Origin of the sequence: Edaphobacter lichenicola (assembly GCF_014201315.1) — a bacterium.
Classification (GTDB): domain Bacteria; phylum Acidobacteriota; class Terriglobia; order Terriglobales; family Acidobacteriaceae; genus Edaphobacter; species Edaphobacter lichenicola_B.
The window spans coordinates 532488-546671 of sequence record NZ_JACHDY010000003.1 but is presented as its reverse complement, the minus strand read 5'-3'; the positions used below and the strand labels follow the sequence as shown (position 1 = coordinate 546671).

At 57.9% G+C, this 14184-nt stretch carries 11 protein-coding genes and 1 pseudogene; 4 read left to right on the top strand and 8 right to left on the bottom strand.

Going from position 1 to position 14184, the window contains the following annotated elements:
- Positions 1–148: 148 nt before the first annotated feature.
- Positions 149–853 (bottom strand): GntR family transcriptional regulator, encoded by a 705-nt coding sequence (locus HDF09_RS13575; RefSeq protein WP_260181298.1) that lies wholly within the window; start codon positions 851–853, stop codon positions 149–151.
- Between the two features lie 103 nt (positions 854–956).
- Here HDF09_RS13575 and HDF09_RS13570 point away from each other — a divergent pair, with 103 nt between their 5' ends.
- Positions 957–1292: an L-rhamnose mutarotase gene (locus HDF09_RS13570; protein ID WP_260181297.1), complete on the top strand. Its 336-nt coding sequence runs from the start codon at positions 957–959 to the stop codon at positions 1290–1292.
- 211 nt (positions 1293–1503) lie between these two features.
- Here HDF09_RS13570 and HDF09_RS13565 read toward each other — a convergent pair whose 3' ends face one another.
- Positions 1504–1986: a DinB family protein gene (locus HDF09_RS13565; protein WP_311719485.1), complete on the bottom strand. Its 483-nt coding sequence runs from the start codon at positions 1984–1986 to the stop codon at positions 1504–1506.
- A gap of 94 nt (positions 1987–2080) precedes the next feature.
- Between HDF09_RS13565 and HDF09_RS13560 the strand changes: the two genes are divergently transcribed.
- Positions 2081–3064 (top strand): helix-turn-helix transcriptional regulator, encoded by a 984-nt coding sequence (locus tag HDF09_RS13560; RefSeq protein WP_183767115.1) that lies wholly within the window; start codon positions 2081–2083, stop codon positions 3062–3064.
- Between the two features lie 110 nt (positions 3065–3174).
- Positions 3175–3609, top strand: a complete 435-nt coding sequence (locus tag HDF09_RS13555) for an aldehyde dehydrogenase family protein (protein ID WP_183767113.1) — start codon at positions 3175–3177, stop codon at positions 3607–3609.
- Between the two features lie 624 nt (positions 3610–4233).
- Here HDF09_RS13555 and HDF09_RS13550 read toward each other — a convergent pair.
- Positions 4234–4731 (bottom strand): annotated as a pseudogene (locus tag HDF09_RS13550) (DUF1738 domain-containing protein); the annotation flags it as partial.
- A 35-nt stretch (positions 4732–4766) separates the two neighbouring features.
- On the opposite strand from HDF09_RS13550, the gene HDF09_RS13545 reads away from it, so the two are divergent.
- Entirely contained in the window at positions 4767–5180 is a 414-nt protein-coding gene (locus tag HDF09_RS13545; protein WP_183767111.1) for an ROK family protein, read from the top strand.
- A 230-nt stretch (positions 5181–5410) separates the two neighbouring features.
- Here HDF09_RS13545 and HDF09_RS13540 read toward each other — a convergent pair whose 3' ends face one another.
- The 5 genes from HDF09_RS13540 to HDF09_RS13520 form a co-directional block, all read right to left on the bottom strand.
- Positions 5411–6679 (bottom strand): nitrate/nitrite transporter, encoded by a 1269-nt coding sequence (locus HDF09_RS13540; protein WP_183767109.1) that lies wholly within the window; start codon positions 6677–6679, stop codon positions 5411–5413.
- 68 nt (positions 6680–6747) lie between these two features.
- Positions 6748–8949 (bottom strand): molybdopterin oxidoreductase family protein, encoded by a 2202-nt coding sequence (locus HDF09_RS13535; protein ID WP_183767107.1) that lies wholly within the window; start codon positions 8947–8949, stop codon positions 6748–6750.
- Positions 8946–10538 (bottom strand): DmsC/YnfH family molybdoenzyme membrane anchor subunit, encoded by a 1593-nt coding sequence (locus tag HDF09_RS13530; RefSeq protein WP_183767105.1) that lies wholly within the window; start codon positions 10536–10538, stop codon positions 8946–8948. The genes HDF09_RS13535 and HDF09_RS13530 overlap by 4 nt, the downstream gene beginning before the upstream one ends.
- 30 nt (positions 10539–10568) lie before the next feature.
- Positions 10569–12374, bottom strand: coding sequence for a diflavin oxidoreductase (locus HDF09_RS13525; RefSeq protein ID WP_183767103.1), 1806 nt, complete (start codon positions 12372–12374; stop codon positions 10569–10571).
- 2 nt (positions 12375–12376) lie between these two features.
- Positions 12377–14158 carry a NirA family protein gene (locus HDF09_RS13520; protein WP_183767101.1) on the bottom strand — a complete coding sequence of 594 codons (1782 nt, stop codon included), beginning with the start codon at positions 14156–14158 and terminating at the stop codon, positions 12377–12379.
- Positions 14159–14184: the final 26 nt, after the last annotated feature.

Genomic DNA, 14184 nt, shown 5'->3' with positions numbered 1-14184 from the left:
GCATCGAATGTTGAAATGCGACCTATCGAGCAAGCTGCCATCATCTCTTCTCCGCAAGCCACTGTCTGGCGTTGAACACTTGTCTTACCTGCCACTACTGCGCACACTTCTAACCGCATACGGCTTGCTACGCTGCGGTACTCCGTTCTTAGCGCTTCGAACGCTTCTTCGATGCCGGAGGTCCCTTCTCCCAATTGTCATAAGCAGTCATCCCGAATCGTGTCATTACCCTTCGAACGTATTGCTCGATGACATCACCCTCGCCCTCTCGCAAGAGGTCGATAATTCGCTGATGCGCCTCAAGGTCTCTGTCCCACGCCGACGTGCTCTGCCCACTCGCTAGGACCCTGATCCGTACAAACGCAAAAAACGGCAGGAGTATCCTGCGCGCATGTTCCAGCAAGTGAGAATTTCCTGATAGACCGCAAAGCTCTAGATGGAATTCCAAATCTCCATCCAGCAGATCCTGGCATCGGTTCTTCTTGGCGGCCTGCCGCATCGTATTGATTGCACGTTCCAGTTTGGAGATATCTGGCTTCTTCTCAGCCGCAAGCCTCGCGGCCAACCCCTCAAGCGCACCACGTAGCGCGTATAGCTCCAGTACGTCCTCTTCGCTCAAATTCACCACTCGTGCGCTGCGCCCCGGGGCCTTAACTACGAATCCTTCTTGGGCTAAAATATTGATCGCTTCACGAATCGAGCCCTGCGCCACGCCGAACTTCTGCGCCCAGGTACCTTCCACTATCCGTACTCCTGGTCGCAACCTGCCAGCTATAATTTCCCCGCGCAGCCGTTCCGCCAGTGAGTGTTTCACCAATGTCTCGTTGTCGCTTGATTCAACAAGTTTGCGCATAGGTGACTATGAGTGCTTAAAATAGCCTATAGGAGGCTGATCCGGACCGTCAATCAATGCGATCATTAATCACTTGAACCGATCTCACGGATGCCTCTAATAAATGGACAACCTAATGCGCCGCTATGGAATGACTATACGTCTCAGGCCTGAAGCCGAGATTGCATACAAGCAACATCACCGGTCAGTCTGGCCCGAAGTGCTCAGCAAGATCACGGAATGTAATATCCGCAATTATTCTATCTTTTTGCGCGATGGCGTCCTTTTTAGCTACTTCGAATATACCGGCGAAGATTTTAGTGCGGACATGCGGAAAATGGCCGCCCACCCCAAGACGCAGGAGTGGTGGTCAATCATGAATCCGATGCAGACCCCTCTGGCGTCACGAGTGGAAGATGAATGGTGGGCACCGATGACAGAAGTCTTTCATCTTGACTAGTCGCGTGCGGCATTTAAGTGCTTAATTTCACCAGCGTGAAAGGCATTTCCGGCTCAGCTTTCTTGCTAAGACTCGAAAGGCACCCGCCAATCGGCCCCACGGCCTTCAATGAATGCCCACACAGATAGATCGACGTCGGTGAGTGCCAAATCGCCAATGCGCGTTTCCAGACAGTAGATCTGCAAACGCGCTTTTTGGCTGAGGGACGCGATCAGTCGCGTTCCCAGAAATGAGGTGGTGCAATTCCCAGCGCCCGCAGATACACGTATCCTTGGCCGCGATGGTGGATCTCATTGTCGATCGCATACTGGATCGTCGCCTGCCCCGGCATCTCCCATTGGCCAAAAGCTTTGTCCACCTCGCTAAACCGGTGAGGTGGAATCTTCCAGAACTTCTCGTCCAAGGCTGCGGTCTGCACGTCCCATAGCCGCAGAAGCTCACTTTTGGTCTCCGGCTTTGACCCCTTGTACTCCTCCCACTTGCCAGTGGTGACGCCGTCCACGATCGGCACAGCCATGCGGATGAACTCCCACGCCATCTCCGAGAAGGGCCGCATTCCGCCCACGGAAAACTGAAACAGCTTATCTTCCGGGAAAGCTTCAATCGTCCTCCGCGTCACTCTCCTGTGCCCCTGCCAGTTTTTCAAAACATCCTCTGCCGTCAGCACGTTCACTTGTGTCGTCTCAGTAGCCACGTTCCTTCTCCTCGCGCCCCATTTGGGCTGTGTTCAAGACTAAGCAGGATTCCCGACAACTTCTGTCGTAATTTTGGTGAATAATCAGATTTCTATGTACGACCCAATCATGCGCGTCCTCACCGTCCTCGAGATTCTGCAAGCTCGCGACCATGTGACCGGAACAGAACTGGCCGAACGCCTGGAAGTGGACCTTCGCACTATTCAGCGCTACGTCGTTCGCCTCAGGGATCTCAGCATTCCCATTGAATCCTCCCGCGGCGTCGGAGGGTCGTACCGCCTGCGGCCTGGCTTTCGCCTCCCGCCGCTGCTATTCACAAACGAGGAAGCATTCGCGCTCTCGCTAGGGCTTCGCGCTTTGCGTCAGCTTGGCCTGTCCGCATTTGCACCTGCCACCGAAGGCGCCCTCGCTAAGCTGGGGCGCGTCCTGCCCGACGCGTTGCGCGAAAGTATTCTGACCGTTGAAGATGTGGTCGCCGTCGAACCCGGCCCCTGGGTCGTTTCTACCTCCGCCGATTCCCTCATCCAGGCGGCCTCGGCGATACGCGCCTGCCGCCGCATACGCTTTTCCTATCGATCTCATACCGACGCCCGTTCGCGCCGCGAAATTAAGCCTTATGCGGTTTTGCACACCGATGGGCGATGGTATCTGATCGGCTACTGCCTCTCGCGCAAGGCTCTCCGCACCTTCCGTCTCGATCGCGTGATGGACCTCGAGGTCCGTCAAGCAACCTTCAAGCGTCCCGCCAAATTCGACCCGCGAAGCTACCTGAATCAGCGCATGCCTTTCATCCAATCGGACTACCAGATCGACGTCTGGATCGACATGTCCATCGAGGAAGCCGAACGCACGTTTGCACCTTGGAGAGTGACCACCGAGAAGGATCAGGATGGTACGCGCCTGCGCTGCGGGCGTGATCGTCTAAAGCTTTTCGCCGCCATGCTGCTCAGCATGGGACGGCGCATCGTGATCCACAAGCCTGCGGAGTTACGAGAAACCTACAGAGACCTTGCTCGTCAGGCACTCCTGGCGGCTCAGCCGTTAGCAGTCGAGGAAAGCAGGGCAGTTTCCGATTAGAGCCCATCAACAGCATTGAGAGCGAACGCTCAGAACATCGTCAATGAGTGCATCGGCCTGTTACCAAAAGTCAACAATTCCCTAGTGTTCGCGCCGTTGAAGCGTAAGGAATGTTCCCGTTAACGAAGAGCGCCGCGCATCACAGTCAATACCGAGCTCCTACCGAGGCATCGACCAATACCCACGGAGCCTATGTTGAACCCACGTTGTTCACTGGGGTGAACAATAGGATGCGAATCGCGCGTGAGGAGGTCTTTGGGCCGGTGGCCGCCGTGCTGCCGTTTGGGACAATCGATGAAGCTGTCGCCATCGCCAATGACAGCATTTATGGCTTGTCGGCGAGTGTGTGGACATCGGACGTTACCACCGCGCACAAAGTAGCTCGCGACCTAGAGGCCGGCGTTGTGTGGGTGAACTGTTACGACCTGGGAGATATGACGCAACCCTGGGGCGGCTTCAAGCAGTCAGGTATCGGCCGCGATAAATGTCTGAATACGCTGAACGCAGTCAGTGAGTCCAAGTCGGTCTGGATCAATCTGGACTAGTTATGGCGTTGGAACGATACGGTTCTTGTCGAGAACCAATGAGCCTGAAGTAGCGTCGATCCAGTTAACATGGCGCGCATCACTAAAGTAGGTAGGGCATTTCGCTCACCGAGGGTGTTCCCGCCCGTCGGTGATCTAGCCAGATCCCAGTTAGTCGGCGATACGGAAGTTACCGATCTATTTCTCGGTTGATGACAAATCGCCAATGCACTCTTCCAGCCGTTATGGCTTTGGAAGAGTGCATCCGGCCTGAAGTCGCCAGTCGAGATTCCAAGCGCTTGCGATGGAACCGGTAAATGATCGTTTCGGCTTCCTCTTCGCATCCACGCAGGTCGATTTACGCTAAGCGCTGTCACCGACAATCGAGAGTCGCATTCCTATACATCCGCGAAGCATACAAAGCCAGACAAATCATTTGATTGTGGATGAAAGAAAGACCTGCGGGCCATGTGTATAACATTTTCCATCAACATGGTCTGCTGACCCCTGGCGGAGCCATGCGATCCCGATGTTCCACTCCGCTTCAGAAACCTTGGTTTCCGCAAACCGTATCTGTGGCACGCGCATAAGTCGTACCGCACTTGCCAACCACCGCCTTCCTGAGGATGTCGAGGATGGTTTGCATTACGCCACCCTCGCCAGTTCTGCATCGGGCATCGTCTCTGCGGTTGCGGACGATTCCAATGCGGCAAGGATGACGGCGGAGGCCTGCTGGATGACCTCCAAGATCTCGGCCAGCAACGAGGCATTGACGTGGTACAACTGGATATAGTCCGCCGAGGCGGTTCCGGTTTCGAGGCCGACAGCCCTCACAATCACAAATGCAATCGCCTCCGCCTCCGTCTCGCGGACTACCTTGGTGGTCGCCGTTCGGCGTTCGGCCTTGTGTAACATCTCATGCGCCGACTCATGTACCAGCGTGGAGAACTCCTCGGCCTTGGACTGTCCGGGCAGGATGGCGATACGTCCGCCGTAGCTCATGCCGAGTGCAGGTGCAATCTTCTCCGTATAGGTGAGTGCAATTCTCTGCTTCTTAAGGAAATCGAAAAGACGGTCGCGGTTCTCGCCAACATCGCCGGAGATGCCGTGAAGTTCCGGCAGGTCGATGCCATCGGTCTGCGAGGATCGGCGCCTCATTTGCGATAGATGGACGAGCGGTGCCCGCAGCTGAAATTCTTCCCAACAATTGCGATCTTTATGCTCTCCCTTGGAAGGGCCGCACAGTCGAAGAATTTATTTCCACCCGTGGCATCATGAAACTGCATGAAGATCGCAGCGGGCGATATCGATCGGTAAAAGAGATTGCGGTGAAGTCCAACTTCGATGCTGTCGCGGCTGATACGATGTTGGCCTTTGGAAAAGAGCTCCGTCTGGCTATCGAGATCTATCTTCTGCCCTTCGCACCCGATGCAATCATTTTAGGCGGCTCCATTTCTCGCAGCTCGGAGACTTTCTTGCCCGCAATGCGATCAGGACCACTTGGGCTGGCAGGTGTTCTGAAAATATCGTCTCACTTTGAGAACACGGCTTTGCTGGGCGCAATGGCAGACTGGCTTCGACGGCGAGACTAGTCAAACCAAAAATAGATGCAGGGACCAGCCAACATGAAGTCTAATCAGAGTTTGCTGCCTAGGTCAGCGCTTGCTTTGCACATTACGCTGCAAGAGTCATCTCGCCGATATCCTATCTTCAGAGCTTTGGGGTAGGCGCTCCAGCAAGCCTCGAGCCGGGGCGAGATTGGCGCTGTGCCGGCTGAGCGGTATCTGGCGCGGGCAATGGCAATATTGATAACTTCATCGACTCAAGCAGGAATTTCTTCACTGCGTCCTGATCCAACGATCAAAACAGCGCTATCGATAGGCGCAGCATCGATGGCGCGACCGCCGGGAGCTATCCAGGAACGGGTCCAGGAGCGGGCAACGATCCGTATGACGAGAAGTACCCCAACTGCGAGGACGGCATAGAGCAGGAAGCCTGCGCGGTAGGAGCCAGTGTGTTGTTTGGATTGTCCGAGCAAGTTGGGGAGGATACCGCCGCCCAGAGCCCCGATCTCGCCGATCATGCCACCGGCGACCGCGGTGGTAAGTGGCCAGCGAAGAGGGACCAGTTGGAAGGTTGCCCCATTGCCCGCCCCGAGCGCGGCAAAACAGAGCATGAAGAGCAAGGTGGTGGCGATGAGTGGTGGTGTGGTCATCAAGCCGAAGAGTCCGGCGACAGCTATGAGGAAGACGACGGAGAGCGTAGTAATTCCGCCCATGCGATCGGCGAACCAGCCGCCGAGAACGCGGGTGAGTGAGCCGGTTAGAGTTGCGAGTACGGTGAGGCTGCCGGCCTGGACTTTAGTGACGTGGAACTGCGAGTAGTAGAAGGAGGGCAGAAAGGTGGCGAGTCCGAGGAATCCCCCGAAGGTGATGATGTAGATGAGGTTGAAGATCCAGCCGTCGGATTCGAAGAGGCAGGAGAGATGTTGACGGAGAGTCTGGTGCTCGATGTCGGGCGGCTCTTTGGCGAAGATGACCATGACGAGGAGCGGCAGAAGCATCATGGCTGCCGCAAATCCGTAGACGGGCTGCCAGCCGAAGTGCATGGCGAGACGCGGTGCGAAGAGAGCGGCTAGAGCGGTACCGCTGTTGCCAGCTCCTGCAATGCCCATCGCGAGACCTTTGTACTGCTTGGGAAACCAGCCTGAGCCGAGAGAGAGAGCTACTCCAAAGCTTGCACCTGCGATACCGAGGAGGACACCCATGGCGAGGACGTCGTTGTAGGACTTGACGAAGAGGAAGCCGTAGATGAGGGCGAGGACGATAGCGGACATCTCGACAATCGCGGCTCTTTTACGCCCAATGTATTGGGAGAGGACGCCGAGTGGAAAACGCATGAAAGCCCCGGCTAGAGTGGGGACGGAGACCATCAGGCCGATCTGTGCGGGGGAGAGGTGGAATTGTTCGGAGATGAAGGGGCCCATGGCTCCGTTGAGAACCCAGACGGCGAAGGAGAAGTCGAAGTAAAGAAAGGCTGCAAAGAGAGTTGGGGGATGGCCCGACTTGAGGAAGGTTTTCATATTTGCCATGGTTTGGGTCTCTCCATCGTGGTATTTTGTGGGGATTCTGGTGGCTAAACGTGGTCTTGTAGGTGTGCTTATTTCCGGCGCGGAGATCGGCGGTCTCGCATTGGGGTGCGTTCGATTCGGACGGCACATTGTTTGAAGTTGGGTTCTCGAGAGATGGGGTCGAAGTCGCCGAGGGTGACGATGTTGGAGTTGGTCTCGGCGAAGTGGAAGGGCATGAATACCTGGCCGGGGGCGACGATCCCGGTGATGCGGAGTTCGAGGTCGGCAACAGCACCGCGGCGACTGCGGACGGTGACGCGGTCATGTGGTTTGAGTTCGAGGTTGGCGGCATCGAGTGGGTTCATCTCGAGCCAAGCGTTGGGGACCATGTTGTTGAGAAGATCGACTTCGGCGGTCTTGGTGCGGGTGTGCCAGTGTTCGACGGTGCGGCCGGTATTGAGGATGAAGCTGAACTCGGCGTCGGGCTGCTCCTTGAATGGATCGCAGGGCACGTTGTGGAGGATAGCGCGACCGTCTGTGGTGGGAAAGATGCCGTCGCGGTAGAGAGATTCGCCGCCCCATTGCAGGCCGTTGGCGTCATCGATCTGTTGCCACGAGAAGTTGGAATAGTCGCACATACGGCCAGCGGAGACTCGTTGCCATTCCTGGTAAGCGTCGTGCGGGGACGTCCAGTTTGGGTAGAGCTCGGCTTTAACTCCTAAACGATCAGCAATGTCTAAAAAGATGTCGAAGTCGGGGCGGGCTTCGCCGGGAGGGGGGACGGCAGGGTTGGCCTTAGAGATGCGACGCTCAGAGTTCGTGTAGGTGCCTTCTTTTTCGCCCCAGATAGCGGCGGGCAGGACGAGATGAGCGAATTCGCTTGTGGAGGTGGGGTGGAAGCCGTCCTGGACGACGAGGAACTCGACGGAGCGGAGGGCTTGTTCGAGAAGCTTGTAGTTAGGGAAGGAGACAGCGGGGTTGGTTGCGATGAACCAAAGGGCCTTGATCTTTCCCTGCACGGCAGCTTCGATGATGTCGGGGTAGGCTAAGCCGCGGGCAGTGGGGATGCGGTCGACGGGGATGTTCCAGATGCGGGCGAGGGCTTCGCGATCCTGGGGGTTGTCGAACTTGCGATAGCCGGGGAGGGATGAGGTGAAGCCAGCCTCGCGAGTGCCCATGGCGTTGCATTGGCCGGTGATGGAGAAAGGGGCAGCGCCGGTGCGACCGATATTGCCGGTGATCAGGGCGAGGTTGTTGATCGCTGCAACGGTGACTGCGCCTTGCGTCGAGTGGTTGACACCCATTGTCCAGCCGATGAAGGCGGATTTGGCGCGGCCGTAGAGGAGAGCGGTCTCGGTGATTTGGGTCTCGGTGAGGCCGGTGATGAGGGCGACGTGCGTTGGTGTGAAGGCGGAGACAAAGTTTGCGAACTCTTCGAATCCGTTGGTGTGCTGCTCGATGTAGTCGTAGTTGATCAATCCCTCGCGAATGAGGATGTGAGCAATGCCATTGATCAGAGCGATATCGGAGCGCGGTTTTACGGGGAGGTGGAGGTCGGCCATCATCGCGGTTTTGGTGACGCGCGGGTCGACGACAATCAGCCTGCGTGGTTTGGTGCCAGGGCCACGGTCGACGCGGTGGCAGAGGATGGGGTGGTTGTCGGCGATGTTGGCGCCTATGAGGAGAATGACATCGGCGGACTCCATGTCTGCGTAGGAACCGGGCGGGCCGTCGGAGCCGAAGGAAAGCTTGTAGCCGGAGACGGCGGAGGCCATGCAGAGGGTGGTGTTTCCATCGTGATTGCGAGTGCGCAGGCCGAGCTGGACGAGTTTGCCGAGGGTGTAGAACTCTTCGGTGAGAAGTTGGCCGGTTCCGACGACGCCGAGCGAGTCATTGCCGTGACGCTTCTGGATATCGCGGAAACGTTCGACCATGGTGTCGAGGGCTTCGTCCCAAGAGACGGAAGTGAGCACACCATTCTTTCGGAGCAGAGGCTGTTTGGCGCGGCCGGGAGCAGCGAGAATGTGATGCTCGGAGAGGCCCTTTGGGCATAGTTTGCCACGGTTGACGGGATGGTCGGGATTGCCGCGGACGGCGACGGCCTTGTGGTCGCGCACACCGAGCAGCATGCCGCAGCCGACGGAGCAGTAGCCGCAGGTAGTCTTGACCCACTTTTCGGGAATGCGTGAGGTTGCGGTGTAGCCGAAGTCGGGATCTTTGGCGTAGGTGTACTTGTCGCTGCGGATATCGATGCCGACGAGACGTTTGAATCGGGTGAAGAGGGAGCTCATGCGTGGACGCTCCTGACGAAGGTGAGCGCCATATTGAGGGGTACAACCGAGACGAAGAAGAGATAGCGAGCTGAGATAACTCCGGCGAGTGCTGCCGGGAGAGCGAACAGGGGCATGCCTGCGAGCGAGAGCAGAATTGCCAGGCCCATGAAGGCGAAGGATACAAGGAAGATACCGCGGAGGTCGTGGGTATTGAGGAGGGTGGCAGTGGCGCGGCGCTCGTATACAGATGCGTGGTGGAGTCGGATGGTGCGGACGATATGATTCAGGCCCCACAGAGCGGAGGAGAGGATAAGGGGCCAGAGGGGAAAGTTCGCAGAGGATGAGGGAGTGAAGGCGTGGAATGCTCTGAGGAAATTTGTTGTGTTGATGAGAATTGGCGCGGCGGCAGAACCGAGAGCGGCGGAGCTGAGGGCGAAGTCAAGGGGAGTGTGGGGAGTGTTCCAAGCGGGTCGCGCGGGGACGAGGTAGATGTAGGCACTAGCGAGGATGCCTGCAATCCCGAAGGTTGATGCGAGAACTTTCAGCGCCAGTAGAATCAGCGCCATATCCGGGGCGAGATGCAGCGTACTGAGCCATGTGACTGCTGTGAGGGCGGTGAGGGTGATGAAAAAAAGGCCGAAGAGAAGAACTTCGCGTGAGAGCCAGGAGCGACGCCACATCTTGAGTGCTCGCCAGGCATAGGCGGGGCGGCCGAGGTGAAGGATGGAGATGTTCAGCGTGAATGCGGTGAGGGCTAGGATCAGCGTGAGAGCGATGGGAGCGTCGTGGTGGGAGAGGAGTGCGGCAACGAGGGTTCCGACGGAGAGTTGGATGAGCGAGGTCATCCAGACGAGAGACCAGTGGGGATGTTCGGGGCGGAGGGTCTCGATGTCGACTCGTTCGAGAGTGGCCTGAGCGTTCTCGGGGAGGGTGATGCGTGTCGTGGAGATGGTGACGCCTGCGTTGGGCATGCCGGGTGCATTGCCGGCGGCGTAGTCGCTGCGCCATTCGAGTTGATTGACGATCTCAATTTCGATTGCAGCCTCAGGGCAGGCGTTGACGCAGGCGGGTTCGAGTCCGTCGGTGAGGCGCCCGTGGCACATGTCGCACTTGCCGACGACGCCACGCTCGGGATTGAACTGAGGGACGGAGTAGGGGCAGTTCCAGACGCAGTACTGACAGCCGATGCAGGCGTCTGCGGAGTGGAGGACGATTCCGGTGAGGGGGTCCTTGGTGTACGCATCAACGGGGCAGCCCTTGATGCAGTCGGCACTGAGGCAATGGTTGCAGCCCATCGAGAGATAGAAGCGGTCGGTGTTGGGATAGGTACCGCCTTCGATCTCTCCGACGCGCCGCCAGCGAAGATCGGCGGGGGTGTTGTTCTGCTCGTTGCAGGCGACCTCGCAGGAGCGGCAGCCGATGCACTTGGTCATATCGAAGTGGAAGCGGTACTGCTCGCCAGGCTCGAGAGGACGGTCCGGGATGAGCGTGGTCTTAACTTCGACTTGTGGTGTAGCGAGGGAAAAGAATTCGAGACCGTTCTCCGTCAAGCGCACGATGGAGTTCGTAGGGTCGGTGTGCGCGAGTTCGTGGAGCGGGAGTGGCATCGGCTTCCTCGTGAACTGATAGAGCGCGGGCTAGTAGACGTCGCGGTGATAGCGGTTCTGATCTTTGAGTTGGCTGATGTATTCGGTGGCGCCCTCGCGGGACAGGGCGGCCTGCTGTTCGACGATGGCGTGCAGGGTAGATTCAACGTCTTTGGCCATTCGGGAGGCGTCCCCACAGACATAGATGCTGGCACCTTCTTCCAGCCACGCGTAGAAGGTAGCGGCCTGCTCAAGCATGCGGTCCTGGACATAAATCTTGCGGTCCTGATCACGAGAGAAGGCGAGATCGAGGCGGGTGAGATGCCCGTCCGAGCACATGGACTGGAGTTCGTCCTGGTAGAGGAAGTCTGTGGTGGCGCTGCGCTCTCCGAAGAAGAGCCAATTGCGTCCGGTGTGGCCAAGGACGCGGCGTTGGTGCAGGAAGCTACGGAACGGCGCGATCCCGGTGCCTGGACCGATCATGATGACGGGGGCGTCTGTATCTTTCGGCAGGCGAAACTTTTTATTAGGCTGAATGTAGATAGGCAGACGGTCGCCGGTCGGGACGCGATCGGCAAGAAGGGTGGAACAGACGCCGCCGCGGTCGCGGTTGTGCGAATGATAGCGGACGACAGCGACGGTTGTGTGGATCTCGCCAACGTGGGCATATGGGCTGGAGGAGATGGAGTAGAGACGGGGGCTGAGGTTGGGCAGCATAGCGACGAGATCGGCGGGATCGTGCAGGATGTTGGGGTAGTCATGGAGTAGATCGATGAGACCGCGGTCGTAGGTGTACTTTTCGAGGTGGGCTTGCTGCTCCGGGGCGAGGAGAGCAGAGAGTGTGTGACACTGAGCGGTCTGTTTTCCGATGGTGACATAGGCCTCGATCATCTTTCGAGTGAGGCGGGTGATCTGGAGATGGTTGAGGAGAGCGTCGTGAAGGGTAGTGGTTCCAGACCTGGGAAGCTGAACAGGAACCTGGCTGCTGAAATTGAGCCTGTGAAGGATCTCTCCGACCGAGTGCAGATCATTCTGGGGAATGACTCCACAGGCGTCGCCGGCTTCGTAGGTGACAGAGGAGTCGCTGATGTTGAAAGCGAGATGCAAGGTGAGCTTGCTTGATACTTCGTGGGTAAGGGGACGCTTGTCGACGAGAGGGGCGAGATAGGGGTTGGTCCGGTTGTGGGCAGGAGTGGGTGGGAGTTCGTCGGTGTCGCTGGAGGCCGCCGGGATGACAGGCGTTACAGAGACGGCCGAGGAAGAGCGCATAGTGCGGGCGGGGTGAGCCGCGATCGTTTCGTCGAGGCAGGCGTAGACAGCGGTCTTCCATTGAGCAAAAGAGGCGTCGAGATCGACGTCACAGTCAACTCGGTCAGCAAGACGTACACCACCGAGAGCGGCTAGTTTGTTGTCGAGATCCTTGCCGAATTTGCAGAAGTGCTCATAGCTGGAGTCGCCAAGCGCAAGGACCGCATAGTTGAGATTTCCGCAACAGGGGAAGTGTTCAAGACAGAGTTGCTCATAGAAGGGCTGGACAGCATCGGGTGCGTCACCTTCGCCGTAAGTACTTGCGACGAGGATGGCGTAACGCTCTGCGAAGAGCGCGGCGGGAGTATAGCCTTCAAGGGAGATGAGTGAGACGATGTGGCCTTTCTCTTTGAGATCTTTGGTGACTTTGCGCGCAAGGCTTTCGGCGGTACCGGACTGCGAGGCGTAGAGTACGGCTATTTTGAGGGCAGGCGGCGGGTCTGCGACAGGGCCAGCGGTGGAATAAAGGCCGGCGAGGAATCCGTTGAGCCAGTTGCGCTGTTCGGGCGTGAAGGGTGCATTGTCGGGAATGTAGGGAGGTATCTGCATGGTTAGGAGTTTTCCTGCAGGTTGCAGAACGATTGGAGTTCGGCGATGCTGTGGCGACGGGTGAAGGTAAGGAACGATTCTTCTGAGTTGCGAAGCTGGGTGTAGGCCGCGAAGAGACTCTCCATTTTGGGTGGAAGCTCAGCGAAGCGGATGACTGGGATGAGCTCGCGGGCCAGGCCCTGGTCCTGATCGGCACCGCCACCGATGACAACCTGGTATCCCTCGTCGTCGCCGACTTTAGCCCCCATAAGGCCGAGGTCACCGATGTAGTGCTGAGCACAGGAGTGATGGCAACCGGTGACATGGAGGTTGATGGGCTGGTCGAGGATGGGGAAGCGCTCGTCGAGGAGGTTGGCGAGGGAGACGGCGTGGGTCTTGGTGTCGGATGCGGAGAAGCGGCAGCCTTGGTTGCCAGTGCAGGCTACTGTACCGCTGAGGACGGTGCCCGCTTTGTAGTTGAGGCCAGCGATGGTGAGGTCCTGCTGTGCAGTCGCGAGTTGGTGTGTAGGAATGTTGGGGATGAGAAGGTTTTGCCAAACCGTGAGGCGAACCTCGCCTGAGCCGAAGCGGTCTGCAATGTCGGCAATGGAGCGCATCTGCGCAACTGGCAGGCGGCCCACTGGGATGGAGAGACCGATGTAGTTGAGGTCGGGCTGCGATTGCGAGTGGATACCGATGTGCGCGGTGCGATCGATTGGACGACGTGGCTCGCATTCTCCGGCAGGGATATGAATGAGGGGAAAGGCGAGGAGTTTTTCAGTCTCGCTGAGGAATCTTTCAACGCCCCAGGCGTCGATAAGGTATTTGAGCCGAGCTTTTTTGCGGTTGGTGCGATCGCCGTGTTGTGTGAAGACACGAATCATTGCTGCGGCCACGGAGACTGCCTGGTCGGGACGCAGGAGGATGCCACAGTCTGCAGCGAATTGACGATGGCCAGTGATGCCAGATAGCAGGACGCGGAAGTAGATGCCGGCAGGAACGCTGCGACCTTCGCCGACTTCGACGGCCACGAAGCCTATGTCGTTGGTGTCAGCGACGACGGAGATTGTGCCGCCATTATCGAAAGCGACGTTGAACTTGCGCGGCAGCTCATACATGTCGGGAGAGTTCGAAATGTAGGCCTGAAGGGCATCGGCGAGAGGGGCGACGTCGAGCAGTTCCTGGGAATCGAGACCGGTAGTGGGAGACGCGGTGATGTTGCGGATGTTGTCAGCGCCGGCACCACGCGAGGTCATGCCCAGCGACTGAACGCGATTGAGGACACGGACGATATCTTTGGGCTGGAACTCTCGAATCTGAAGATTGCTGCGGGTGGTGAGGTCGGCGCGGCCGGAGCCCCAGTCCTGCGCCATCTTGGCAAGCCCGCGTAGCTGATGAGTGGTGAGGATGCCACCGGGAACGCGAAGGCGGAGCATGAAGGAGTCCTGCGCGGGGGCGACGTAGAAGAGGCCGAAGTACTTGATGCGGAAGCGGTCGTCCTCAGTTGGGGGCTGGTTCTGATTGGAGTATTGGAGAAGCTTCTCCCAGATGGTGAATGGATCCTGCTCGAACTTCCAACGCTCTTCTCTGGAGAGATCGGAGACGGGAGCGTTGAACCACAGTGGTTCAGATTCGATGGCTTGGTTAGGTAGGCCAGATGCTGGATCGTTGGTGATTAACCCCTCGGCGGTATGACCGACAAAAGGACTGAACCCGCGCTGACCGATGCCTGCGAAGAAACCCTGAAGATATTCCTTCTGCTCGCTGGTAAACTCTGCCGAATTGATAACGGTGTTGCTGCTCATACCGAAGATCCTCTTGAAGCGACAAG

Coding starts and splice junctions, on each gene's coding strand:
- HDF09_RS13575 (WP_260181298.1), bottom strand. CDS start 853: ATGCGCAAACTTGTTGAATCAAGCGACAACGAGACATTGGTGAAACAC.
- HDF09_RS13570 (WP_260181297.1), top strand. CDS start 957: ATGGACAACCTAATGCGCCGCTATGGAATGACTATACGTCTCAGGCCT.
- HDF09_RS13560 (WP_183767115.1), top strand. CDS start 2,081: ATGTACGACCCAATCATGCGCGTCCTCACCGTCCTCGAGATTCTGCAA.
- HDF09_RS13555 (WP_183767113.1), top strand. CDS start 3,175: ATGTTCCCGTTAACGAAGAGCGCCGCGCATCACAGTCAATACCGAGCT.
- HDF09_RS13540 (WP_183767109.1), bottom strand. CDS start 6,679: ATGGCAAATATGAAAACCTTCCTCAAGTCGGGCCATCCCCCAACTCTC.
- HDF09_RS13535 (WP_183767107.1), bottom strand. CDS start 8,949: ATGAGCTCCCTCTTCACCCGATTCAAACGTCTCGTCGGCATCGATATC.
- HDF09_RS13530 (WP_183767105.1), bottom strand. CDS start 10,538: ATGCCACTCCCGCTCCACGAACTCGCGCACACCGACCCTACGAACTCC.
- HDF09_RS13525 (WP_183767103.1), bottom strand. CDS start 12,374: ATGCAGATACCTCCCTACATTCCCGACAATGCACCCTTCACGCCCGAA.
- HDF09_RS13520 (WP_183767101.1), bottom strand. CDS start 14,158: ATGAGCAGCAACACCGTTATCAATTCGGCAGAGTTTACCAGCGAGCAG.